This is a genomic window from Shewanella sp. NKUCC06_TVS (assembly GCF_019345515.1).
Lineage (GTDB): Bacteria > Pseudomonadota > Gammaproteobacteria > Enterobacterales > Shewanellaceae > Shewanella > Shewanella oncorhynchi.
Genome location: NZ_JAHKQX010000013.1, coordinates 44,348 through 68,693, shown reverse-complemented (window position 1 = coordinate 68,693; position 24,346 = coordinate 44,348). Strand labels below are relative to the sequence as shown.

Annotated in this window: 20 protein-coding genes; 15 read left to right on the top strand and 5 right to left on the bottom strand. The window is 46.4% G+C overall.

Features of this window, described 5'->3' with window-relative positions:
• Positions 1–426: 426 nt before the first annotated feature.
• Positions 427–1,299, bottom strand: a complete 873-nt coding sequence (locus tag KO531_RS14970) for a LysR family transcriptional regulator (protein ID WP_219251566.1) — start codon at positions 1,297–1,299, stop codon at positions 427–429.
• Between the two features lie 99 nt (positions 1,300–1,398).
• On the opposite strand from KO531_RS14970, the gene KO531_RS14965 reads away from it, so the two are divergent.
• The 4 genes from KO531_RS14965 to KO531_RS14950 all read left to right on the top strand — a co-directional run bounded on the left by KO531_RS14965 (position 1,399) and on the right by KO531_RS14950 (position 7,484).
• Positions 1,399–2,010, top strand: coding sequence for a LysE family translocator (locus KO531_RS14965; protein ID WP_198572905.1), 612 nt, complete (start codon positions 1,399–1,401; stop codon positions 2,008–2,010).
• Between the two features lie 647 nt (positions 2,011–2,657).
• Entirely contained in the window at positions 2,658–4,901 is a 2,244-nt protein-coding gene (locus KO531_RS14960) for a hypothetical protein (RefSeq protein ID WP_219251565.1), read from the top strand.
• Between the two features lie 10 nt (positions 4,902–4,911).
• Complete coding sequence (locus tag KO531_RS14955; protein ID WP_219251564.1) at positions 4,912–6,612, top strand: hypothetical protein; 1,701 nt, start codon at positions 4,912–4,914, stop codon at positions 6,610–6,612.
• A gap of 596 nt (positions 6,613–7,208) precedes the next feature.
• Complete coding sequence (locus tag KO531_RS14950) at positions 7,209–7,484, top strand: acylphosphatase (RefSeq protein WP_028759808.1); 276 nt, start codon at positions 7,209–7,211, stop codon at positions 7,482–7,484.
• Between the two features lie 48 nt (positions 7,485–7,532).
• On the opposite strand, the gene KO531_RS14945 is transcribed toward KO531_RS14950, so the two are convergent.
• The 3 genes from KO531_RS14945 to KO531_RS14935 form a co-directional block, all read right to left on the bottom strand.
• Positions 7,533–8,534 (bottom strand): peptidoglycan binding protein CsiV, encoded by a 1,002-nt coding sequence (locus tag KO531_RS14945; protein WP_173244633.1) that lies wholly within the window; start codon positions 8,532–8,534, stop codon positions 7,533–7,535.
• Positions 8,534–12,019 (bottom strand): transcription-repair coupling factor, encoded by a 3,486-nt coding sequence (gene mfd / locus KO531_RS14940; RefSeq protein WP_219251606.1) that lies wholly within the window; start codon positions 12,017–12,019, stop codon positions 8,534–8,536. The genes KO531_RS14945 and mfd overlap by 1 nt, the downstream gene beginning before the upstream one ends.
• Positions 12,020–12,104: 85 nt before the next feature.
• Positions 12,105–12,746 carry a hypothetical protein gene (locus KO531_RS14935; RefSeq protein ID WP_219251563.1) on the bottom strand — a complete coding sequence of 214 codons (642 nt, stop codon included), beginning with the start codon at positions 12,744–12,746 and terminating at the stop codon, positions 12,105–12,107.
• Between the two features lie 94 nt (positions 12,747–12,840).
• Here KO531_RS14935 and KO531_RS14930 point away from each other — a divergent pair, with 94 nt between their 5' ends.
• The 3 genes from KO531_RS14930 to lolE all read left to right on the top strand — a co-directional run bounded on the left by KO531_RS14930 (position 12,841) and on the right by lolE (position 16,150).
• Positions 12,841–14,073 carry a lipoprotein-releasing ABC transporter permease subunit gene (locus tag KO531_RS14930; protein ID WP_028759812.1) on the top strand — a complete coding sequence of 411 codons (1,233 nt, stop codon included), beginning with the start codon at positions 12,841–12,843 and terminating at the stop codon, positions 14,071–14,073.
• Positions 14,074–14,207: 134 nt separating this feature from the next.
• Entirely contained in the window at positions 14,208–14,903 is a 696-nt protein-coding gene (gene lolD, locus KO531_RS14925) for a lipoprotein-releasing ABC transporter ATP-binding protein LolD (RefSeq protein WP_131524486.1), read from the top strand.
• Positions 14,900–16,150, top strand: coding sequence for a lipoprotein-releasing ABC transporter permease subunit LolE (gene lolE, locus KO531_RS14920; protein WP_219251562.1), 1,251 nt, complete (start codon positions 14,900–14,902; stop codon positions 16,148–16,150). Before lolD ends, lolE begins: the two co-directional genes overlap by 4 nt.
• Before the next feature lie 276 nt (positions 16,151–16,426).
• On the opposite strand, the gene suhB is transcribed toward lolE, so the two are convergent.
• Positions 16,427–17,230: an inositol-1-monophosphatase gene (suhB, locus tag KO531_RS14915; protein WP_028759815.1), complete on the bottom strand. Its 804-nt coding sequence runs from the start codon at positions 17,228–17,230 to the stop codon at positions 16,427–16,429.
• Between the two features lie 153 nt (positions 17,231–17,383).
• On the opposite strand from suhB, the gene trmJ reads away from it, so the two are divergent.
• The 8 genes from trmJ (at position 17,384) to hscA (ending at position 24,339) form a co-directional block, all read left to right on the top strand.
• Complete coding sequence (gene trmJ, locus KO531_RS14910; RefSeq protein WP_219251561.1) at positions 17,384–18,112, top strand: tRNA (cytosine(32)/uridine(32)-2'-O)-methyltransferase TrmJ; 729 nt, start codon at positions 17,384–17,386, stop codon at positions 18,110–18,112.
• Between the two features lie 40 nt (positions 18,113–18,152).
• On the top strand, positions 18,153–18,974 hold the full coding sequence (gene cysE, locus KO531_RS14905; RefSeq protein WP_028759817.1) for a serine O-acetyltransferase: 822 nt from the start codon (positions 18,153–18,155) through the stop codon (positions 18,972–18,974).
• A 378-nt stretch (positions 18,975–19,352) separates the two neighbouring features.
• Complete coding sequence (gene iscR, locus KO531_RS14900) at positions 19,353–19,814, top strand: Fe-S cluster assembly transcriptional regulator IscR (RefSeq protein ID WP_006081858.1); 462 nt, start codon at positions 19,353–19,355, stop codon at positions 19,812–19,814.
• 80 nt (positions 19,815–19,894) lie between these two features.
• Positions 19,895–21,109 (top strand): IscS subfamily cysteine desulfurase, encoded by a 1,215-nt coding sequence (locus KO531_RS14895; RefSeq protein WP_028759818.1) that lies wholly within the window; start codon positions 19,895–19,897, stop codon positions 21,107–21,109.
• A gap of 37 nt (positions 21,110–21,146) precedes the next feature.
• Complete coding sequence (gene iscU, locus KO531_RS14890; RefSeq protein ID WP_006081856.1) at positions 21,147–21,530, top strand: Fe-S cluster assembly scaffold IscU; 384 nt, start codon at positions 21,147–21,149, stop codon at positions 21,528–21,530.
• A 14-nt stretch (positions 21,531–21,544) separates the two neighbouring features.
• The gene (gene iscA, locus KO531_RS14885) at positions 21,545–21,868 is read left to right on the top strand and encodes an iron-sulfur cluster assembly protein IscA (RefSeq protein ID WP_006081855.1); all 324 of its coding nucleotides are present in this window, start codon (positions 21,545–21,547) and stop codon (positions 21,866–21,868) included.
• Between the two features lie 16 nt (positions 21,869–21,884).
• Complete coding sequence (hscB, locus tag KO531_RS14880; protein ID WP_113940596.1) at positions 21,885–22,409, top strand: co-chaperone HscB; 525 nt, start codon at positions 21,885–21,887, stop codon at positions 22,407–22,409.
• A 67-nt stretch (positions 22,410–22,476) separates the two neighbouring features.
• Entirely contained in the window at positions 22,477–24,339 is a 1,863-nt protein-coding gene (gene hscA, locus KO531_RS14875) for a Fe-S protein assembly chaperone HscA (RefSeq protein WP_219251560.1), read from the top strand.
• Positions 24,340–24,346: the final 7 nt, after the last annotated feature.

Sequence of the window (24,346 nt, the reverse complement as noted above, 5' to 3'; positions counted from 1 at the left end):
AACAATGTATAAAACACCACCGTTACAGTAGCCACTTTGTATCATTACTAAAATTTGGTCAACTTGTGGTGTTCTAATTCAATTGGTCAGCTTGATAGAAGCTATACGAATTTTATTGCCAGTGCTGATTTGAAAAAGATGTGCACTTTAATAACTGTTAAAGTGCAGTTTTCGTGAGTTATAGCGCTTAAACGATGTGTTTTGCGCATTATCGTGACAAACTTGTCTCAAACTAAGCTTATGCAGCACAATGTGCATAAACAGTCACATATCTATTAGTTTTTAATGTTTCACTCTTAAAATCGACTCAGACTAAACTCAGAACAAAGTATCACTTAGCAGCTTTGTATTTGTAGAGTTCTTTAATTGCCATAACATAAAGTCTACACTTCTTGCTAAAGGACCAAATTCACTAACCCACTACAATTACGAACTAAGAGTTTCAGGCTGGCATAAGGACATTGTCTTTTCTAACCAGTTTAAAAACTCCAATTCATTGCTTCCCAGTCTTTCTGTGTGGCTGAGCAGTACATAACGATGTCCAGATTGAGTAAATCCAAATGGAGCCACCAGTCTCCCGTTTTTCAAGTCATCGATTATTAGAGGATATGACCCTATAGCAGCCCCTAAACCGTCAACTGCCGCCTGTAAGCAGAAATAAAAATGCTCAAAGGATTTAGACTTATTGATATTAAAGGCATGTGTTGAACGTGATGACCAATCTGACCATGCAGAAGGTCTCGTTTCACTATGAAGCAAAACGATATCATCTAAGTTGTACTGAGCTTTGTTCCAATATTCAGGCGAAAAAACAGGGCCAACCCACTCATTGACTAAGTTGTGTGTCGTATATTCTGGGCTAATATCGAAGTCATCACGCCGGATGGCTAAAGATAATCCTGTTTCATCTAAATCCACAGGCCCTCCTGCTGTTGATAGTCGAACATCAATACCCGTAAGCTGGAAAAAACTGGCCAGCCTAGGCATCAGCCAGCGCATAGTTAATGTTGGCTCACAGGAAACTTCAAGATGCTTATTGCTTTCCCTCGTTAGCTTCTTAACTCCATTATCTAGAGCATTAAACGCAATATCAGTGTACAGCTTGAGTAGCTCACCTTCTTGCGTGAGACACATTCTTCTACCTTGTTTGTAAAACAGTAACTGCGACAAATGGCTCTCTAGCAATTTAATTTGCTTACTCACTGCTCCGTGAGTGATATGAAGTCTTTCTGCTGCCTTACTGTAACTCGATGACTCTGCCGTAATATGAAATACATAGAATGCTTTTAAATGTCTCATCTGTGACTTTTTCTCACATTTAGGATGCCTTTTTTTCGATTATAACTTACCAATAAATCTATACAATTATTTTAAAATCATGAACAGTTAGGATAGAAAATGGAGTTAATAAGTTTTGCAGTATTTGGGCTTTTAATCGTAGTAAGCCCTGGTGCTGACTTTGTTTTAGTATTTAAAAACAGTGCAATTTTTGGCAGAAAAGCGGGCATATTAACGGCTCTTGGGATAGGGATTGGTGTTTGTGTGCATATTACCTATTCAGTGATAGGGATTAGTCACTTAGTTTCTCAGAATGCGGTTTTATTTAGCATAGTGAAGTACATTGGTGCGGCGTATTTAATTTATCTCGGTGTAACAGGGTTAGTCAGTTCTAAGTTGAAATTAGACTATGAAAACTCAACAGACCAACCCACACATACTCGAAAGTACATATTTCAAGGTTTTTTGTGTAATGTATTGAATCCTAAAACAATGCTTTTCTTTCTAAGCGTCTTTAGCCAACTAATCTCAGCCAATAATGAAGGTATGTCTTTCGTTATTAGCTATGGCGTTTACATTGCACTTCTACATATGGCTTGGTTTTGTATAGTCGCTTACCTAGTCACATCTGTACAAGCGAGTCACATAATTCAAAAGTTTGGTCATAGAATTAATCAGGCGTGTGGTTTGGGTCTAATTGCTTTTGGTGCAACATTATCAATAAAAGCCTAAATTCCAACTCTCACATAATAAGTAAGTATTGTACTGGTACGCTAAATTTAGTCACTTAGATAGAGGTGTAATCTGTCTTTACTTCCATATTTTTGGAATGACTAAATGTAAGTCAAATTATCCTCTGCGCACTGAGTGATTAATCGGTCATAGCTCACAATGGGGCAATAGCTTTTTAGCTGAACGAACAGCAAGAGGGTTCGTGAGGATTGGCATTGTTGTACCTGTGACCGTTGGCGATATGGCTGCTCTTTCACATCTGACCCATAGGGATATGGGAAATGTCACTATGATGTCGGGAACATCATTGACCATGTGAACGCGGTATTTACACTTCCATGTGCTGCAGATGTTACCGTCGAGTCCAGAGGGATACTTCTTATTAAATAAAAAATCGGCGAGTCACTGGGAAACAATGACAATTAATGCTGCACAACTCGCTTTTTTCATCAGTTATTGATGCCGGAATTTGTCATTAAAAACTTGCCTGAGATTGGTTTACTGTACCTGTGACTATCTAAAAGGATATTTTAGTCGTGCATTAAGGTGTTGCGCTGGACAGGCAAAATAGCCAAAGCATTTTATTTACTGGGTATGAAAGGGCATAATGCGGCGCTTACTATTTGTTTGAGATACAAGGAATAACCATGAAGTACTTGGTTAGCGTAGTTGCATGCTGTTTATTATCGGCCTGTTCTTTTGGGGATGCTGATGTTGAGTTTACGCCTGAAAAAGGGGAAGAGCGCTCGTATCAGCTGTATAGCACCACTAACATCACGGTAGACAATGGTAGTCGTACCGAAACGGTTAACGCCACGTCACATCAATTGCTGCGTTATAAGGTCCTCGAAACAGGCAAAAACAGTCGGTTTCAAGTGCACGTCGATTATATGAACATGCGCGATGGCCAAGGGAGTGGTGTCAGTAGTGGCCAGCGGGCCGATCGTAATCCAGAAATGCACGCTATTTTCTCGCAGGGGTTTGAATTTACGTTAAATCTAGACGATGGGAGCGTTAAAGAATTCAATGCACTGAACAAACCTGTATGGCAGGCGCTGTTGGCTGAACGCGGCGCAGAGCTTGAGCAGGAACTGAAAAAGCTCTTTAGCTCATCTGCCTTCCTTAGCACCATACCCGCCAAAGCGGGGGCGGTCGTCGCGCTTCCTGCCTATCAAGGCCACGCCAATGCCAAGCTTACTGTATTGCAAGTCACTGATACTCATGTGTTAGCCAAAGTTGAAAGTGGCGGCGAGCAAGCCAAAATATACGGTCAGTTGATGTTAGAACGTGAGCGGGGTTGGTTAGCGCAGTTAGCCTTAGTGGCGGAAGCGCCGTTTGAGCGCTACGGCTATAAGGGCACAGTGCGCAGCAACGTTATTATGTTGCCGCAGGAGCGCCAGTTGGGCGATCTGACGCAGTATTTAGGTTTTTATGATTTCCCAGTATTTGAGTATCAAAAACAACCTGACGTTGTGTTGGATAACGTCAATAAGACCTTAACCCAAGATGCTGTATTTGCCTATGATGCGGGCTACTTTTACCAGCAAGATGATTTATTAAAGCTGACTTATCAGTATGACTTTTCAGGTTTTAAACCCGAAGGCGGGTTTAACTTAACCGATATCACAGCACACAGTGCGGATGGCACAGTACTGCCGCTGCAATTGAGCAAGGTAGGTAGTTATAGTTATCCAGAACAGGATGGTTTCCATCAGTCTGAGCAGCAGAATTTGCTTATCGGTTGGAATGCGCCGAATGACCTCTTAGCTCAGGTTGCTGAGTTTCGCGCGACTGCCCATTATCGCGGCGCGAAATTAGTCAAACTTAACCTGACCCCCGATCCCAGCAAAACTGTGGTCTTGCAGTATGAAGATATACAGCTGGAACTCTCACCAATCCAAGATAAACCATTCAGTTATTTGCTGAAATCGCGAGGCAGCACTGACAAATCTTGGTTATACCGGCGCTTTGACGGTGCCGAAGGCGCTATGGTGAAATATCTTTCACCGCCGCCCACTGGGCCGGATTGGTTAACCCCGGCAGAGCAAAATATGGTGGCGTTGGCCTCATCGGCACAATATGAATCGATCACACAGTTTACCTTTCCCGCAGCGCCGCCCACGCTGACACTCTATGTGAATACTGTGGTTGACAGTGGTGAACTGACTAAGAACATTCGTTTTATTCCGACTCAAGATTACGCGCAAAATGTCGCCTATCCGCCGGCGCAGCAACAACTGCTTTATAGTGATGATATGTATGCGTCCTATGTTAATCAGCCGCAAGTTACTGCACCTGAAGACCCCGCCTTACTTGAGCCGCAAGTCGTGGCCAAATACGGCGTCAGTTTGCTGTTAACTTCCGAGCAGGCAGCGGTGTGTACGCTCAGTGTTGTCGATGCACCTAAGGTCAACGAGCACACACTGCAATGGACAAACACAAGCACTAACACTAACAACACGGGTTTTGGTGGAGGGCTGGATAAGTTTGTGCTGTACCAACTGACTAGCGCCGATGGGATCCGCCGCAATTTTTACGACATTAATGTCAGCAGCACTTTGGCCTGTACCGGTACGCCCAAATGGCAAGCGCTAGCGTATCAACCCGAGCAAAGCTGGTTGATTGATATCACTCAGTTGCCGAATGTTGATACCCATCAAACCGTGGCCGACTTTATGCGGCGCTATCGTTTTTTAAATGCGCAAAATTTACAGCTAGCTCCTGCTATTCAAGGTGACAGCAGTGATTTTTATCAGCGTCCGTTGCAGCAAGTATTACGTGAGGAACGCTGGTTTGTACTGGCGGGGCGCGCAGCACAGATAGAGCAGCTGACGATAAGCGGCGAAGCGGTCAATAAACAGTGGGTTAATACATTCCCTGCGTTACCTTAAGGAGCAGAATATGAGAGTCTTATTACTATTATCTGCACTACTTATGTCGTTTAATCTGTCGGCTGAGCGAATTTTACTCGACGAACTATGGCGGCTTAGCGATGTGCCTGGTGAAGCCATTTATTATCAGGAGCAAGCGCCGACAGAGCAAAATGGTGAGTGGCCGCTACAACTCTTTTATCTGGAGACGGATAAACCCGTTTTTAAGGGCAGCGTCAACAGTCCCAATTTAGCCGAGAGTTTTATCGTTGGTGATTTCGAGTTTTTCTACCCCGATGGTCAACTGTCTCGCAAGGGCAGTAGCGATGCACAAGGGCGTTATCAGGGCACGCATCTGCATTATTGGGAAGACGGAGCGCTCTCGGGAGAGTACCACTACCAGCATGGCCAGTTGAATGGAGATCAGAAAAGTTACCATACTAATGGTCAATTAAGGGAGCTTCAGCATCGTGTGAATGGGGCTGAATTAGGATTATCGCAAAGTTATTTTAACAATGGCCAGTTGCAAACACGCGTAACCTACGGCGCTAACGGTATGGAAGGGCTATATGAAAGCTTTCATAACAATGGTCAGCCGGAGCAAACCGTTAATATGGTGGCGGGAAAAAGAGAAGGCGAGCGACTGTATTGGACAAAAGACGGCTGGTTATACACTAAAGAGTTTTATCTTAAGGGGAAAATACACGGCGAAGTGTTGATTTACCGAGCTGCCGATGTGCTGCAAGAGATTAAACACTATGAACATGATAAACAGGTGGGAAACCAGCAGCGTTTTGATGAACAAGGGCGGTTAGCAGAGCTGCAAAAGTATGATAAGGATGGTCGTGAAATTCAACATATTACCTATGATAATGCCGGTAACGTTGCGACCCAAACCGACACGCAATACCTCGCTAAGGGTCAGACCAGCACTGAACAGCGCTTCGATTCTGCGGGAAAGTTAACTTATCAATATCAGCAAGATACAGCAAAAGACTGGAGCTTACGTCAGCATTTTGATGCAGCTGGTGAGCTGATTGAACGTGATGAACAACTCAAGGGGCGATACGATGGCTTGTATATCGGTGCTGGTTGGAACGGTTATATCAGGCGGATAAGCTACCGCAAAGGTCAAATGCACGGTGCATATCGAGAAGATAAGGCCGAGGACGGCGGCTTTGTCATCGGCCAATATCACTTAGGGTTAAAGTCCGGCAAGTGGGTCACAAAAAACGCGGATACGACGCGCAATGAGCAGTTTAACCAACAAGGTGAGCTGAGTGGTGAACAAACAGAAATCGCAGCCGATGGCACGATAATGCGCCGAGAGTTTTATAAAAACGCTAAGTTACATGGCGCGTATTTACTGCGTGGCTTTGATAAACAACTGCAAGCCCAAGGTCAGTATGTTAACGGTCAGCGCGAAGGCCAATGGCTGCTGCAAGATGAAAGCAGCTACAGCATGGTTAAGCTCTGGCATGGAAACTATAAAGCAGGACACGAAGTGGGTCACTGGCAAGCCTTTTCCGCCAATGGCCATTTATTAGGGCAGGCCCAGTATGATGATCAAGGTCAATTGCAAGGCAAAGGCTATAGTTTTAACGAAGATGGCATCCTGCTGCAAAGTGATGAGTATCTTGATAATCAACTGCACGGCAGGTCGGTGTATTACTTTAATGGCGAACCCTCATCCGAGTATCGCTATCAAAATGGTCAGATGATCAGCGAGTAGCACTTCATTACCTAACCACACAATCAAGCAAAAACCGGCTAATTAGGTCGGTTTTTTGCTTTTTTGCATCTAGTTTGCTTGCCTTGCTTTATCGTCAGGCATACGCGCCGCTTGTCATTAGATGGGACTTCTCAACCCCTCGTTTCGTGTTTACTAATTGCCAGAACAAACACAATCTCAGCGTTAAACGTCAATACGCCTTTATACTTCTTCGGCTATCACCGGGGGTGTTTTTAAACATGATCAATGCAGATGGGTGTACGAGCTGATTTTCAGCTAAAAGCATTATATTCATTCGGGATGGATAGTTTTACTTTTCAAACTCTTGAAAATAATTATTTATTGTGTAAAGTAGCGACCCTTGCTATTTTGTAACAAAATGATACAAAGTTGCTGTTTTATTTGTCCATTTATTGGATATCCCTTTGCGTATGTCGCCCGACACAGCTAGCAGCAGTCTTGTTAGCTGTTTTTTTTGCCTAAATTTAAATATTGTTTGTTTTTTGCTCTACAAATCCATAGGTTAACACTTAGCCTTTGGATAATTGCGGCTATGCTTATTTCTATAACAAGGTTCCGTGAAAAAGGAGCGTGAGATGAAGCGAGTATTAATTAATTTGACGGGAAAAGTGCAAGGTGTGGGTTGCCGTCATGCGACCTTGACTAAGGCCAGAGCCCTTGGTGTGACAGGATATGTAACCAATTGCCGCGATGGCAGTGTTGAAGTACTCGCCCAAGGCAGTGACATTGCCGTTAATGCTTTAATTGCTTGGTGCGAAGTAGGTGTGCCTTGTACCGAGGGATTAACCGTAACGGTAGGAGAAGACGAGGCTGATGATATCTACCTCGATTTCTCCATCGTTCAGTCTTAATTTAAACGTACCGTGTTAGCTTAAGAATTGTGCGGGTTGTGCGTTTGTTCAGTATTGGCCAACAGTCTGTATTGATTCGGCATTCTGATTATTTTGCATTGCACTGGGTTGCGCCATCTTGCGGATTTGGATCACCATGCCCATTTCGGGATGATCTAAATAATGGATTTCTTCACTCTTCACGCGGCGGTTTTGCTCCAAAGGCACAGACATTAAAAATGGTGTCATGACTTTGGGCGCCGTGAGTGTTGCGCTGGTATCGGCCGCATCACTGGGTACGGCTGGCATTAATTTTCTGCCTTCTTTGCGCAAGTGCAATGCGGTTTCAATATACAAATAGTGGCTTAAATAGATATTCAGTGTGCCATCTAATTCCCATACCGGTGATACAGCAGGTGCAAGCATTGGTGTGCCATCGGCATTAGTCATAGGCTCTGCTTGAGCTTGCTTAATGATTTTTCTGCCATCGAAGTGATAAGTACCTGAGAAATCTTTACCCGCAAATAAGCGTATGGGTACTGAGCCACTCTTACCACGCATAGGTTGTTGCCAAGCCATGTGCAGTAAACTGCGCGTGCCACGTTCGCGGGATATGCTATTGATAATGCTCGCGAACTGACTTTGGCTGCGGGTTAACAATACTGGGTTGCCATTGGCTGTAGGATAACTGATCTGTGCGCTGCTGATTTCTGATGGGATCACCGGCGGGTAACGATATTCCACACTCGCAGGCGCGGCAGGCATAGGTTCTGACGTCGAGGTACCGTTTAAGGTTTCAGCGCAGTGGCTATTTGCATCGGCATCAAATACCAGTGTGCAAGGCGCAGATGCGCTGGGTATCGGCGTGATTGCTTGCGCGATAGCGGGGGAGATTAAGTCTATTGCGTTATCGGTTTTCGTCTTGTTCGGCGCATCAGGCCATTGTTCACTTGACTGACTTTGGCGTTCAAACACATACACTTCAACCTCGAACCAAGCTTCTGCTTGGACGACCTGACTGTGTGATAGTGCAATGAGTGTAGCGATAGAGACCGCGAGTTTACGTAACACTATTTATCTCCAAGACGATGTTGCGATAATTGTTCTAGCAAGAGTTTCACTAAAGCGAGCCTGTCTTTACTGGTTTCGGCTGCAAGGCTGAACTTTAACTTATTCGGTCCTTCCATTCGATAGATTTGTGGCTGGCTTTGGAGTAATCCAATAATAAACACAGGATCTATGACATGATCATCACTAAATTCGATGCTGCCACCTTTACTGTGCACTTCTATTTTAGTCGCACCTAAGCGAGTCGCCTCATGTTTATAGAGGGTCATTTCCATTAAGTTACGCGTCGGTTCAGGTAATAAGCCAAAACGGTCGATTAATTCGACTTTTAACTCATCCAGCGCCGCCTGTGTTTCGCACCCTGCGATGCGTTTATAGAGCGACAGACGAATATTTACGTCGCTCACATAAGCTTCAGGTAGTAGGGCGGGGATACGCAGTTCAATTTCGCATTGCTGATTGAGCATTTGCGCCAGTGACGGTTCTTTGCCTTGTTTTAAGGCTTTTACTGCCGCTTCGAGCATTTCCATGTACAAGCTAAAACCAATTTTCGAAATATGGCCACTCTGTTCATCGCCCAAAAGTTCACCTGCGCCGCGGATCTCTAAATCTTGGGTCGCCAGCATAAAGCCCGCACCGAGATCTTCAAGAGCATCAATAGCTTCTAAACGTTTGCGCGCATCTGGGGTCATACGTTTGGGATGCGGCGTCATCAAATAAGCGTAGGCCTGGTGGTGCGAACGCCCGACGCGGCCACGCAATTGGTGTAACTGCGCAAGACCAAAGGTGTCGGCGCGCTCAATAATAATGGTGTTGGCACTTGGGACGTCGATACCGGTTTCAATAATAGTGGTACAGACTAACACGTTGAATCTTTGATGGTAAAAGTCTGACATTACCCGTTCTAGATCGCGCTCACGCATTTGACCGTGGGCAACGACGACTCGCGCTTCAGGCAATAAATCGATAATGCCTTGGGCACATTTCTCAATACTTTCAACATTATTGTGCAGGTAATACACTTGGCCGCCACGGAGAATTTCCCGCAAAATGGCTTCGCGCACAGTCGCGGGATCCGATTCTCGCACAAAGGTTTTCACCGCTAAACGTTTGGCGGGCGGGGTGGCGATAATTGATAAATCGCGCATACCCGACATGGCCATGTTTAAGGTGCGCGGAATAGGCGTTGCGGTCAGGGTTAAGATATCCACGTTAGCGCGCAGCGCTTTGATTTTCTCTTTCTGACGCACACCAAATCTGTGTTCCTCGTCGATAATCAATAGGCCTAAGTTTTCAAACTTGGCCTCAGATTGCAGTAGCTTGTGGGTACCTATAACGATATCGACTTTGCCTTCTTCCAATTGCTGCAGCACTTGAGTCTGCTCTTTGGCGGTACGAAAGCGTGACATCACTTCAGTAACCACGGGCCAGTCGGCAAATCTGTCTTTAAAGTTTTCATAGTGTTGCTGGGCAAGCAATGTGGTCGGAACTAGCACGACCACTTGTTTACCAGCGTTGACGGCCACAAAGGCGGCGCGCATAGCGACTTCGGTTTTACCAAAGCCCACATCGCCACAGACTAATCTGTCCATTGCGGTCGGCGATTGCATATCGGCTAACACGGCAATGATGGCGCTTTCTTGATCGACGGTTTCTTCGAAGGGGAAGCCGCGGGCGAATTGAGCGTATTCTTCTTCGTCAATTGCGCAGCTTTCGCCAGGACGCGCTTGGCGACGGGCATAGACATCGAGCAGCTCGGCTGCGACGTCGCGGATTTTTTCAATCGCCTTTTTCTTGGCTTTAGCCCACGTCTCGTTGCCGAGTTTATTTAAGTGGGCGTCTTCATCGGCGCCAACACTGTAACGGCTGATGAGATGCAATGAAGACACTGGCACATACAGTTTGTCACCGCCAGCGTATTCTAATTGCAAGTATTCTGCGACCAGTCCACCCGTATCTAGGGTGACTAAGCCCCTATAAAGTGCAACGCCGTGTTCTAAATGCACTATGGGCTGGCCAACTTTGAGTTCGGCCAAGTTTTTAATCAGGGCATCATTACTGATCTGACGCTGTTTCTCACGGCGACGTTGCTGGGAAATACGATGGCCGAAGAGTTCAGTCTCACAAATGATACTGATACTTTCTTTGGCGCTGATTTGCAGTAAACAACCGCGTGACAGCGGCGACACGATAAGACCTAACTTGGCATCACTTTGAATAAATTCATCAAAATGGTTAAACAGTGCAGGTTTTAACTGAATTTTAGCGAGCAATTCAAGCAGCGCTTCACGGCGACCCTCGGACTCGGCGCTAAACAACATGCGTTTGGCGCTGCCGGCATAATCTTGCAGCGCTAGCAGCGGTTGCTTTAATTTATGATTGGCGCTGATGTCGGGCAGGGTGCTGGCGGCAATAACAACCACTTTCGTTGTTTCAGTGCCATCTGTTGGCACTTGCATTTGATAACGTGACAGCGGTTTAAAGGCGGCAAATAACTCTTCTATGAGTAAATACAGCTCTTTAGGCGCCAGTAATGGCCGCAGCGGATCGACGCGTCTGTCTTGATAGCGATGTTCGACTTCTTGCAGATGGGCGCGCGCCGACTTTTCGATATCGCCTAAGGTGACGAGTTGAGTGTCCTTGGGCAAGTAATCGAATAGGGTGGCGGTGTCATCAAAAAACAGCGGTAGATAGTTTTCGATCCCCGCCGGCATCAAATTACGGCTCACTAGCTGATAAACCGATTCTGGCTCTTTGACTATGACCTCGAAACGGCGTCGGTATCTTTGCCTAAACCCTTCTATGGCCGAACTGTCTGTTGGGAATTCCTTCGCGGGCAATAGGCGAATCGAGTCAACAGGTTGCAATGAGCGTTGTGTTTCTGGATCAAAATGGCGAATGGTTTCCACTTCTTCATCGAATAGCTCGATGCGCAGTGGCATATTCATCCCCGTTGGGAAGATATCCAGAATCGAACCGCGAATGGCAAACTCGCCATGTTCATACACTTGCTCCACCGAATGGTAGCCAGTGTCGGTTAAATGCTGGCGTACATCGTGTAACTTGTAGCTATCCCCCTTTTTGAGCACAAACACGTTGGCGCTTAAATAGGCCTTAGGCGGCAGGCGTATCATCAAGGTGGTGACGGGCACGATAACGATATTTTGCTCAATCTGAGACAGCTGCGATAGCGTTTCGAGTCGCTGGGAGATTAAATCCTGATGGGGCGAAAAACTGTCGTAGGGCAAGGTTTCGCGGTCAGGGAATAATCTGACCTTAATGCCTGTTTTACTGAGCAAATAACTCAGCTCTAACTCTAAGCTTAAGGCACTTGGCGTGTCACTGGTGACGACTAAGGTCGTTCCCTTATGTTGACGCGCTAAATTGGCGAGTGTAACGGCTTGGCAAACGCCGCCCACGGTGGACAGAGTCTGAATTTGAGTGCCATTTTTGACGGCTGGCGGCGTTAGGGCTGATATGTGAGTCATTGGCGTACGATAAACTGATTCATTCACAAAGAGTTGCAGACATTGTAGAGACTTGATGGCGTAGGTGCCAGAGAAAAGTCAGCGGCTATTGACGCTCGTCTCTGGCGAGTTTGCGTAACTTGAGTTGTTTCTGTTGCACATTGAGGCTGGCTTTGACTAATTGCTCCACGTCAGATTCAAGAATTTGACTGAATTCAAAGTCGGTTTGCCATTGTAGATGTTCAGGTTGAGTATGTTGCTCTGTACTGTCATTACTACTCATATCGCCTGCGGCTTGTGCTATTTTTTGTGCTTGAGTGGCGATGACTTTGCCAAAACAGAGAATGGCAACTAATTCGTCGTGAATAAACAGAGTTATTTTATAGTGGGAGCCAATGTCTAAGGCTGTTGGGGTGAGTAATCTCAGGCCACTGCCACCAAATTGGTTACCAAAGCATTTTTCGCCCTCTTGGGTTTCTTTCTCTAATACATGTTGCAGCACTAGATCTACTTTGCGGGATTGCAGCTTTAAAAAATCCACGACAACTTTTGCCTCGTTATCTAAATGGCGCAGCTGTAGCAAGCAGTTAGCTTCGAGTGTTTTGACTTCGCTGAGCAATTGAATGCCTAATGATTGCATTGATCTCAATGCCATTTCTGAGGGTAATGGCTGGGAACTCGGCCATTGGCTTAGGTAGGCGGTAAAGTGGTGAGGCACACTAAAATACGGATTGGTGTCAGTGAACAAGGCTTGCCTCTTTATTTATAGGACCAATACCCCTATTATCGTGCCCATCTTCATGATTTAGCAAGTTCAGCACACAGGACGTAACCCTCTTTCAATGAATCCAGGATTCCCTTTCTATATTGGTTACCGTTATTGGCGGGCCAAAAAAGCGAACGCGTTCGCGTCGTTCATTACCTTATTTGCCGTTTCGGGCATTTTTTTAGGCGTTGCAGCCCTGATCGTTGTCAGTTCAGTGATGAATGGCCTTGAAGGCCAACTTAAGCAACGTATCTTAGGGGCAGTGCCACAATTAACCCTTTATAGCGAAGCGCCATTAGTCGATTGGACAAAGCAGGCGAGTGCGCTTAAAGCCTTACCGGGCGTGTTAGGCGTTACACCGAGCGTATCGACGCAGGCCATGGTGCAATCTGCGTCGAATATTCGCGCTGTGCAGGTTTATGGGGTGTTTCCCGAATTAGCGCAAAAGTTATCCTCCGTTGCGCAGCACACTTACTCAGGTGCATTTGAACAGTTGGCGAGTGGCGACTTCAAGGTGATTTTAGGATCTGAGCTCGCACGGCAACTCAAAGTCGCTCCCGGTGATACGGTACGATTATTGAGTGGTGATGGTGTGGTGTACTCCCCATTAGGCCCTGTGCCGAGTCAACGTAAGTTCTTGGTATCTGGCATTTTTGAAATGGGCTCTCAGGTTGATGCTGGCGTTGCATATATCCATTATCAAGATGCAAAGCGTTTGATGCGCCAACCGAGTGAGGCTATTGATCAGCTTAGACTCTATTTAACCGATCCCTTTAGCGCGCCCGCTTTAGCGTCTAAAGTGCAGGATGTTCTCGCTAAACAAGATATTAAGGTAACAACCAGCGATTGGCGTGATACCTATGGTCACTTGTTTGGTGCGGTAAAAATGGAAAAGAACATGATGTCACTGATGCTGAGCCTGATTGTGGCCGTGGCCGCATTCAATATCGTCTCGGCGCTGGTGATGATGGTGGTCGATAAAACCACGGATGTGGCAGTGCTAAAAACCCAAGGCGTAACCACGCCCGCCGTGATGGGCATTTTTGTGGTGCAGGGTTCGCTCAATGCAGTACTTGGTTTAGTGCTTGGGCTCGCGGTAGGTATACTTATCACTTTGAATCTGAATGGCATTATGACGACATTAGGCATTTCGATTTTAGGTGCAGGACAGAGTTTGCCAGTAAAATTGGAGTTGATGCAGTTGTCAGTGATCGTGATAGGCACACTATTGGTCACCTTGTTGGCGACCTTATATCCCGCGCTGCGTGCGGCCAGTGTGCAACCTGCAACTGCGTTGAGATACGAGTAACCCCGTGAGCTTTTACGAATAGTCGTCACCCATGGGCATTCATCCGTGAGTGATGCTTGCCAAGATGAAAATAATTTAATGCATTGATTTAATGAAATAAATCGGTGCCAAAGCATGTTTAAGAGAGAACTTCAATGCAAGACGTGTTACTGCAAGTGCAGAGTGTCAGTAAGAGTTACCATGATGGCGCCGTGACCACGCAAGTGTTGTCTAATGTCGATTTGCAGGTGTTTAAGGGCGAGCAGTTGGCGATTGTCGGCAGCTCAGGCTCAGGTAAGAGCACACTGCTGCATATTATGGGGACTTTGGATGAGCCAACCGTGGGCAAAGTCTTGTTGCTAGGCGAAGATTTATACCAAGTGTCTAGTGCGCGCCAAGCGCAGATCCGCAATCAAGATCTCGGCTTTATCTATCAATTCCATCATTTATTGCCTGAATTCACTGCGCTAGAAAATGTCGCTATGCCGGCATTTATTCAAGGTAAAGACCGTAAACATGCACTCGCCGATGCCAAAGTCTTATTGGAGCGGGTAGGGCTAGGCCATCGCATGACTCACATCCCCGCCGAATTATCGGGCGGCGAACGTCAGCGTGTCGCTATCGCAAGGGCGTTGATTAATAAACCTAAGTTAGTGCTGGCCGATGAACCTACGGGTAATTTAGATGCTAACAGTGGCGATGCGGTTTATGAGTTGATCCGCGAGCTGGCCGATCAGTTAGGTACGGCGTTTGTGGTGGTGACTCATGATCATAAATTGGCTGCCCGTATGGACCGTCAACTGATGATGAAAAACGGTTACTTGCAATTAGCGGCGGAAACCCAAGTATGAAAGGACCGTTAGCCCTATCCATTGGTTGGCGTTTTTATCGCGCCCGCCAATCCAACAGTTTTATTAGTTTTATTTCCTTTGCATCGACTGCCGGTATCGCTTTAGGTGTGGCGGTATTGATCATAGTTCTGTCTGCAATGAATGGTTTTGAGCGCGAGCTAGAGCAAAGATTACTGGGTGTAGTGCCGCAGGCGGACATTGTCGGGGTGGACGAACCTATCGTCAATTGGCAGAGTGTTGCGCAAGGTGCGCTACAAATTGAAGGTATTCGTGGTGCAGCCCCCTTTATTCGCATGCAAGGTTTAGTGCAGAAGCCTGGTGGTTTTCAAGGCTTAGCTGTGGTGGGGATTGATCCGAAAGAAGAAACGAAGGTTTCAACTTTGTCACAGTTTATGAGTGATGTAAGCTGGCAGAGTTTGAGCCAAGATGAGAATCATATCGTCCTTGGCGAGAGCTTATTGACTAAGTTGGGGCTTGAGGTGGGTGATACGCTGGCCTTATATGTGCAGGATATCGATCCCGACGCGGCAGGCAGTTTACGTGCGGCGAAGAGCCATCGTTTTGTGGTGTCAGGCACCTATCATCTGGGCGGCGAGCTTGAACTGACAACCGCTTATATTCCATTGCAATACGCGGCGCAGATCTTGAACATGAATAACGGTGTAACGGGTGTGCGTATTAGCGTCGATAAAGTGTTTGATGCACCAGTAAAAGTGCGCGAACTCGGTTATGCGCAAAAGCAGTCTGTGTATATCAGTGACTGGACCCGTACCCAAGGGCATTTATATCAAGATATTCAGTTAGTTCGTACTGTGATGTATTTAGTTCTAGTGTTGGTGATTGGTGTGGCCTGCTTTAACATCGTCTCCACCTTAGTCATGGCGGTGCGGGATAAAGCGTCCGAAATTGCGATTTTGATGACCATGGGCCTGAGTCGTTTGGCTGTGATGGGGATTTTCATGGTGCAGGGCGCGTTAAATGGTCTGCTTGGCTGTGGTCTTGGCGGCATTATCGGCGTGAGTGTGGCGCTGAATTTAAGTGCGATTGCGAGCTCAGTTGAGCAGTTACTCGGTATTCAGCTGCTCTCGGCCGATGTTTACTTTGTCGATTTTTTACCGTCTGAGTTGCATGTTTCGGATGCAGTACTGGTGATTGTGATGGCGTTTATGATGAGTTTAATCGCGACTTTGTATCCCGCTTGGAAGGCGAGCCAAATTGCACCAGCACAAGCGTTAGCGGGTAGATAACTGGATAAGTGGCTGTTTGTCCTGTTAGCCGATTTGGGCTGAAATCAGTGCAGATGTTTTCAGGGCACTCCTTTCTTCCCAATGACTATTGCTTAATTACTATACTATTTCTAAATACGATATTGTGGCGACTGAGGACTTGATGACTCGAGTACTTAAGGCTTTAGAATGAAAGCCACATAAACAAAAAGGCCAGTGGGCGCTCTTAAAGAGATTACCACTGGCCTTTTTTGTATCTATTTTATGCGTTTATTTAAAGCTAAGCGTTAATCTCGATTAACGTTTCAAGCCTTCGTTCAATAATGGACGCATGATCTTCACTAATTCTGTGGTCACCTTAGGTGAGCCAGCAACTATGTTGCCCGAAACCAAATAGTTATGGTTGCCAGTAAAATCAGTCACTGTACCGCCTGCTTCGCGGCAAATCAGATCGCCAGCAGCGATGTCCCATGGCTTTAAGCCGATTTCAAAGAAACCGTCCAAACGACCCGCGGCAACATAGGCTAAATCTAATGCGGCAGAACCTGCGCGACGTAAGTCAGCACATTGGCCGAAGACTTCGCCGAAAATAGCCATGTAAGTTTCAGTGTGTTGACGCGCCTTGAATGGGAAGCCAGTACCAATCATGGTAGGCGCTAATTCATTCACGTTGGTAACACGCAGACGGAAATCATTGAGTTTGGCGCCTTTACCACGTACAGCGGTAAAGAGTTCTTCACGGACAGGATCGTAAACAACGGCAACTTCAGTCTTGCCTTTATATTGCAGAGCGATAGAAACCGCGAAGTGGGGAATGCCTCTAACAAAGTTGTTAGTGCCATCCAGAGGGTCGACTATCCAAACATAGTCTTTATTCTCACCGCGGTTTTCGCCTTTCTCTTCACCCACGATAGTGTGATCAGGGTAAGATTTACGAATTTGGTAAGTAATTGTCGCTTCTGCTTCCTTGTCTACACTGGTAACAAAATCGTTGATACCTTTTGAACTGACTTCGATACGGTCAAGTTCAGTATAGGCGCGCATAATAGTTTGGCCGGCCGCGCGGGCAGCGCGTACAGCAATCGTCAGCATCGGATGCATTGCAATCCCCTGGATGTTAAAGAACGTTAAAATAGCGGGCGGTATTATACTCGATTTGATAGTTATATCAAATACCGATTTTCATATAAGCATTCGGCAATGGCTGTGATAATATTCGTCCCCAACGTTTTATGAATTAAATTAAGTTGTTTCATGCTAAGTAATATTCGAGTGGTTTTAGTGGGGACTTCGCACCCCGGCAATATTGGTTCTACTGCCAGAGCGATGAAGACTATGGGTCTGTCTACTCTGTATCTTGCAGAGCCCCGGGTTGAACCCGATGGTCATTCCATAGCATTAGCCGCGGGTGCATCGGATATTCTGAAACATCTTGTGAAAGTGGATTCACTTGCTGAAGCGATTGCCGATTGCAGTCTAGTGATTGCAACCAGCGCGCGCAGTCGCACCTTAGATTGGCCCATGTTAGAGCCAAGACAAGCTGGGGTGAAATTAGCGACCGAGGCACTTAAAGGCCCTGTTGCGATTGTGTTTGGCCGTGAAAACCATGGTTTAAGCAATGAAGAGCTGCAACAGTGCACTTATCATGTGGCTATCCCTGCAAATCCAGAGTACAGCTCGCTTAATCTGGCGCAAGCCGTACAAATCATTTGTTATGAAACCCGCGTTGCCCATCTCGCGCAAAAAGACCTTGCCGAAGAAGAGCTGACTGAGTATCCCTTGGCTGCCGATCAGGAACGTTTTTTCGCACACCTTGAAACGACACTGTTATCAACTGGATTTATCATTAAGAACCATCCTGGACAAGTGATGATGAAACTTCGCCGCTTGTTTAGTCGTGCACGGATTGAGAGTCAGGAAATGAATATCCTCAGGGGTATTTTGACGTCAATTGAGAAAGTGGCGGGTTCTAAAGAAAAATAGCCAAACCTTAATAATTAACACTAATCGCGAAGGATAAACAATGGGCGTGATAGCTAGGCTAAAAGAAGATATTGAATCTATATATCACCGTGATCCTGCGGCGCGTAGCGCGTTTGAGATCTTGGTTAACTATCCAGGCATGCATGCCATTTGGTTGCATCGGATAAGCCATAAGCTATGGAAGCGCGATTGGCGCTTAACGGCACGTTGTTTATCGACGTTTTCCCGTTGGTTGACAGGGGTTGAAATCCATCCTGGGGCAACCATAGGTCATCGATTTTTTATCGACCATGGTATGGGCGTTGTGATAGGTGAAACGGCTGAGATTGGTGATGATTGCACCCTTTATCACGGTGTCACGCTCGGTGGAACCACCTGGCAGGCGGGGAAACGTCACCCGACGTTAGCCAATAACGTGGTGGTGGGCGCAGGGGCAAAAATCCTCGGTCCTATTACCATGCACGATGGTGCGCGTGTGGGTTCGAATTCTGTTGTGGTGAAAGATGTGCCCAAAGATACCACGGTTGTGGGGATTCCTGGGCGCGTGGTGGCTACACCGTCACCGCAATCGAAAGAGAAAACTGAACGCCGCAGCGCGATGGCAAAAAAATATGGCTTCGATGCGTACGCGGTATCACCGGATAATCCCGATCCGGTGGCCAATGCAATAGGGCAGATGCTGGATCATATGCATTTGATGGACTCGAAAGTTCAAGAGTTGTGTCAAGCCATTCAAGGGCTAGGTGGTAATGTCTGCACCGAAAAACTGCCAGAGCTTGATATGGGCGAGTTTAATGATGCAGAAAAAGCGGCAGCGGAAAAACGCCATAGTGCATTAGATGAGTTTGATCCGAGTATCTAAGTTTCAAGAAATGGTTCAACGAAATGATTTAACTTAGTGGTCTAACTTGCTTAAGGGCTGACCCTCACAAGGGTTTCGTTTAGCGTTTTACTTTAGCTCATCCTGTTGTAAAGGCGCATATTGCGATCAAACCTGAGTTTGATCGCGCCATAGTACCGAGATCACTTTTATCCTGCGTTTATATCGTGCTAGATGTCGATTAATTGGCGCTTTAGCATTGAATCTTAGGCTAGAAAAAGGTTAAATACCCCACCAAGATGAAAGGGTATTGGTTATGTGCACACTCATATACTTGAGTGTTTTAGTAGGTTTTAATACTTGACTGAATTACTCGGGTATGTTGAAATAATGCATACCTGTTCGGGAGCTATGGTAGTTATGAAACTTACATCAAAAGGTCGTTATGCAGTAACCGCTATGCTAGATGTGGCAATACACTCAGCATCGGGACCAGTTCCCTTAGCGGATATCTCTGAAAGACAAGGGATTTCGCTTTCCTATCTGGAACAACTCTTCGCTAAGCTAAGAAAACACGGTTTAGTTGCCAGTGTACGTGGACCGGGCGGTGGTTATCGCTTAGGTCTAGAAGCCAATGATATTTCAGTCGGCATGGTTGTCCATGCTGTAGATGAGTCTGTCGATGCGACTCGTTGCCAAGGACTTGGCAATTGTCAGAGTGGAACTCGCTGTTTAACCCATTCACTTTGGGGCGATTTAAGCAAACAAATTTCCGATTTTTTAGATGGTATCAGTCTTGCCGGCTTGATGCAGAAGCGAGATGTGCAATTTATCTCACTTAAGCAAGACACTATGCAAAAGGAACAAAGAGTCAGTTTATAGCGGCACTTTGTTATATATAAAAATAATTTTTGTACGTTGTATGTAGCCTCTACCAGAGACTGCTCAGTACGGAGTGTGTTATGAAGCTTCCTATCTATTTAGATTATGCCGCCACCACGCCTGTTGATCCTAGAGTCGCGGAAAAGATGTTCCAATGCATGACAATGGACGGCATCTTTGGTAATCCGGCCTCACGTTCACACCGCTACGGCTGGCAAGCCGAAGAAGCGGTGGATATTGCTCGCAACCAAGTTGCCGAGTTAATTAACGCCGATCACCGCGAAATTGTGTTTACCTCTGGCGCGACGGAATCGAACAACTTAGCGATAAAAGGTGTTGCTCATTTCTATCACAAGAAAGGTAAGCACATCATCACCAGTAAGACTGAACATAAAGCGGTTCTCGATACTTGTCGTCAATTAGAGCGTGAAGGTTTCGAAGTGACTTACTTAGAGCCTGCTGCAAACGGCATCATTCCGATGGAACGTTTAGAAGCAGCGATGCGTGACGATACTATCCTTGTCAGCATTATGCACGTGAACAACGAAATCGGTGTTATCCACGATATCGATGCCATCGGTGAGCTATGCCGTTCAAAGGGCATCATTTTCCACATGGATGCGGCACAAAGTGCAGGCAAAGTACCTATCGATGTGCAAGCCACTAAAGTGGATTTGATCTCGATTTCTGGTCACAAAATGTATGGCCCTAAAGGTATCGGCGCACTATATGTTCGTCGTAAGCCACGCATTCGCTTAGAAGCGCAAATGCACGGTGGTGGTCATGAGCGTGGCATGCGTAGCGGTACGTTACCAACGCATCAAATCGTAGGTTTAGGTGAAGCGGCTGCAATCGCAAAAGCGGAAATGGCCTCTGATGATGCCCGTATCGGTGCATTACGTGACAAATTATGGAATGGCATCAAGCACATTGAAGAAACCTATATCAATGGTGATGCGATTGACCGTGTTAGCGGTAGCCTCAACGTCAGCTTCAACTATGTTGAAGGCGAGTCGTTAATGATGGCACTGAAAGATTTAGCGGTTTCATCGGGTTCGGCTTGTACCTCAGCCAGCCTAGAGCCTAGTTACGTATTACGTGCACTTGGCTTAAATGATGAAATGGCACATAGCTCGATTCGTTTCTCAATCGGCCGTTTCACAACCGAAGAAGAAATCGATCACGCTATCGAAGTTATTACTCAATCTATTGATAAATTAAGAGAAATGTCTCCTTTGTGGGAAATGTTTAAAGATGGGATCGACCTGAACCAAGTTCAATGGGCACATCATTAATTCTGACCTTTACAATAGATAATTTTGGAGCAGTACCATGGCTTACAGTGAAAAAGTGATAGATCATTATGAGAACCCACGTAACGTTGGTTCTTTTGATAAAAACGATCCTTCGGTCGTGACCGGTATGGTAGGCGCGCCTGCTTGCGGTGACGTGATGAAACTTCAGTTGAAAATTGGTGCTGATGGCATCATTCAAGACGCTAAGTTCAAAACCTACGGTTGTGGTAGCGCGATTGCGTCTAGCTCACTGGTAACTGAGTGGGTTAAAGGCAAGACTATCGAACAAGCTGCGGCGATCAAAAACACGGATATCGCTGAAGAATTGGCATTGCCACCAGTGAAGATCCACTGTTCAATTTTGGCTGAAGATGCCATTAAAGCTGCTATCGACGAGTACAAATCGAAACAAGCTAAGTAACATCTGGAGTTAAGATGGCGATTACAATGACCCCAGCGGCAGCCGATCGTGTCAGATCTTTCTTAGTCAACCGAGGCAAAGGTGTAGGCCTGCGTCTCGGCTTAAGAACATCAGGCTGTTCTGGTATGGCTTATGTACTTGAGTTCGTTGATTCTTTAAATGATGATGATGAAGTGTTTGATATCGAAGATGTGAAAATCATCATAGATGCCAAGAGCCTTATCTATCTTCAAGGGATCGAGCTGGATTTTGTTAAAGAAGGGCTGAATGAAGGCTTCCAATTTAATAATCCTAACGCAAAAGGTGAGTGTGGTTGTGGTGAGAGTTTCACTGTTTAACCGCTAAAGTTGACGCATGAATTATTTCGAGCTGTTTAAATTTTCCCCTGCCTTCGATATTGATACCGCCTTACTTGCAGAACGCTATCGCGAACTGCAACGGGCGGTTCATCCCGATAAATTTGCCAATGATACTGATCAGCAAAAATTGCTGTCGGTGCAGCGCACGGCGCAAGTCAATGATGGTTTTCAAACCTTAAAAGATCCCATTCGCCGCGCCGAGCATATGTTGTCGCTGCGTGGAATTGAATTAAGCCATGAAACCACGACAGTGAAAGATACTGGCTTCTTGATGCAGCAAATGGAATGGCGCGAGGCGTTAGAAGATATACGCGATAGTGCCGATCCTCAAGCGAGTATTGACGAGCTATATCAATCGTTTGCGCAGTACCGCGCGCAACTCACTCAGCAATTGACTCAACTATTAACCAGTGAGCAGGCTGAAGACGCATTGTTAGCGGCGGATCAAGTTCGCAAACTCAAATTTATGGCAAAATTACACGACGAGTTGACCAGAGTCGAAGACGCTCTGTTAGATTGATTTTCCGTGTTTATGTTACTTTGCTGACTCAAGTACGCTTGGGTTGGCATTACTAAGTTGGATATATATGGCCCTTTTGCAGATAGCTGAGCCCGGTCAAAGTGCCGCGCCGCACCAACATAGACTTGCCGTTGGCATAGATTTAGGTACGACCAATTCTTTGGTGGCGGCCGTTCGAAGTGGAGAGACGGCAACCCTGCCGGACGAACTTGGACAGCATTCATTACCTTCTATCGTGCGTTATACCCAAGATTCAGTCGAAGTCGGCGCGCTTGCAGCGTTGAGTTCGGCGCAGGATCCGCAAAACACTATCGTTTCGGTAAAGCGTTTTATGGGCCGCAGCCTGGCTGATATCAAAGCCGGCGAGCAATCATTCCCCTACGAGTTTGCCGAAAGCGAAAACGGTTTACCTTTATTCGTGACTCCCCAAGGCCAAGTGAATCCCGTGCAAGTGTCTGCGGAGATTTTACGTCCGCTGATCGCCCGCGCTGAAAAAACCTTAGGTGGCGAACTGCAAGGCGTGGTGATCACTGTGCCTGCGTATTTCGACGATGCTCAGCGCCAAGGCACAAAAGATGCCGCAGCTTTGCTGGGTGTTAAAGTGCTACGTTTGTTGAATGAACCGACGGCTGCTGCGATTGCCTATGGCTTAGATTCTAAGCAAGAGGGCGTTATTGCCATCTATGATTTAGGCGGCGGTACTTTCGATATTTCTATTTTGCGTTTGAATCGCGGTGTATTCGAAGTGTTAGCCACTGGTGGTGATTCAGCGCTTGGCGGCGATGATTTCGATCATTTACTGCAAGCACATATGCAACAAGTGTGGCAGCTTAGCGACATCGACTCACAATTAAGTCGTCAGTTGTTGATTGAATCGCGTCGAGTCAAAGAAGCCTTAACGGATGCAGCAGAAACTGAAGCAAAAGTGATCCTTGCCGATGGTACTGAACTGACGCAAATCGTTACTAAAGCTGAATTTGATGCCATGATTGCGGCATTGGTGAAAAAGACGATTGCCAGCTGTCGCCGTACCCTGCGTGATGCGGGCGTGACGACGGATGAAGTGCTTGAAACTGTGATGGTTGGCGGTTCAACGCGCGTGCCATTAGTGCGTGAACAGGTCGAAGCTTTCTTCGGTAAACCACCGTTGACATCTATCGATCCTGATCGTGTTGTCGCCATTGGTGCGGCCATTCAAGCCGACATTTTAGTGGGCAACAAACCCGAATCGGATTTGTTATTGCTCGATGTGATCCCTTTGTCATTAGGCATAGAGACCATGGGCGGCTTAGTGGAAAAAGTGGTATCGCGTAATACCACGATTCCGGTTGCACGGGCGCAGGAATTTACCACCTTTAAAGATGGTCAAACGGCCATGGCATTCCATGTGGTGCAGGGGGAGCGTGAGCTCGTTGCCGATTGCCGCTCATTAGCGCGTTTTACCTTAAAAGGTATTCCGCCGTTAGCTGCAGGCGCTGCGCACATTCGGGTGACCTTCCAAGTGGATGCCGATGGTTTACTCAGTGTGACCGCGATGGAGAAATCCACCGGCGTACAGTCTAGTATTCAAGTTAAGCCATCTTTTGGTTTATCGGATACTGAAATTGCCACTATGCTGAAAGATTCGATGAAGTATGCCAAAGACGATATTGGTCGTCGTATGCTGGCCGAGCAGCAAGTGGAGGCGGCGAGGGTACTCGAGTCTTTACATGCCGCGTTAGCGAAGGATGGCGATTTGCTGAATGCCGATGAGCGTGCTCAGATCGATGTTACTATGGCCAATGTGGCGCAAGTAGCCGCGGGCGATGATGCCGATGCGATTAAGCTCGCGATTGAAAAACTGGATGAGCAAACCCAAGATTTTGCTGCCAGACGTATGGACAATTCTATTCGAGTGGCATTCAAAGGCCAGTCGATCGACAACATATAGGTGATGT

Bases quoted from the DNA above. Each gene is read 5' to 3' on its own strand.
- KO531_RS14970 (WP_219251566.1), bottom strand. From the start codon at position 1,299: ATGAGACATTTAAAAGCATTCTATGTATTTCATATTACGGCAGAGTCA.
- KO531_RS14965 (WP_198572905.1), top strand. From the start codon at position 1,399: ATGGAGTTAATAAGTTTTGCAGTATTTGGGCTTTTAATCGTAGTAAGC.
- KO531_RS14960 (WP_219251565.1), top strand. From the start codon at position 2,658: ATGAAGTACTTGGTTAGCGTAGTTGCATGCTGTTTATTATCGGCCTGT.
- KO531_RS14955 (WP_219251564.1), top strand. From the start codon at position 4,912: ATGAGAGTCTTATTACTATTATCTGCACTACTTATGTCGTTTAATCTG.
- KO531_RS14950 (WP_028759808.1), top strand. From the start codon at position 7,209: ATGAAGCGAGTATTAATTAATTTGACGGGAAAAGTGCAAGGTGTGGGT.
- mfd (WP_219251606.1), bottom strand. From the start codon at position 12,019: ATGACTCACATATCAGCCCTAACGCCGCCAGCCGTCAAAAATGGCACT.
- KO531_RS14930 (WP_028759812.1), top strand. From the start codon at position 12,841: ATGAATCCAGGATTCCCTTTCTATATTGGTTACCGTTATTGGCGGGCC.
- lolD (WP_131524486.1), top strand. From the start codon at position 14,208: ATGCAAGACGTGTTACTGCAAGTGCAGAGTGTCAGTAAGAGTTACCAT.
- lolE (WP_219251562.1), top strand. From the start codon at position 14,900: ATGAAAGGACCGTTAGCCCTATCCATTGGTTGGCGTTTTTATCGCGCC.
- suhB (WP_028759815.1), bottom strand. From the start codon at position 17,230: ATGCATCCGATGCTGACGATTGCTGTACGCGCTGCCCGCGCGGCCGGC.
- trmJ (WP_219251561.1), top strand. From the start codon at position 17,384: ATGCTAAGTAATATTCGAGTGGTTTTAGTGGGGACTTCGCACCCCGGC.
- cysE (WP_028759817.1), top strand. From the start codon at position 18,153: ATGGGCGTGATAGCTAGGCTAAAAGAAGATATTGAATCTATATATCAC.
- iscR (WP_006081858.1), top strand. From the start codon at position 19,353: ATGAAACTTACATCAAAAGGTCGTTATGCAGTAACCGCTATGCTAGAT.
- KO531_RS14895 (WP_028759818.1), top strand. From the start codon at position 19,895: ATGAAGCTTCCTATCTATTTAGATTATGCCGCCACCACGCCTGTTGAT.
- iscU (WP_006081856.1), top strand. From the start codon at position 21,147: ATGGCTTACAGTGAAAAAGTGATAGATCATTATGAGAACCCACGTAAC.
- iscA (WP_006081855.1), top strand. From the start codon at position 21,545: ATGGCGATTACAATGACCCCAGCGGCAGCCGATCGTGTCAGATCTTTC.
- hscB (WP_113940596.1), top strand. From the start codon at position 21,885: ATGAATTATTTCGAGCTGTTTAAATTTTCCCCTGCCTTCGATATTGAT.
- hscA (WP_219251560.1), top strand. From the start codon at position 22,477: ATGGCCCTTTTGCAGATAGCTGAGCCCGGTCAAAGTGCCGCGCCGCAC.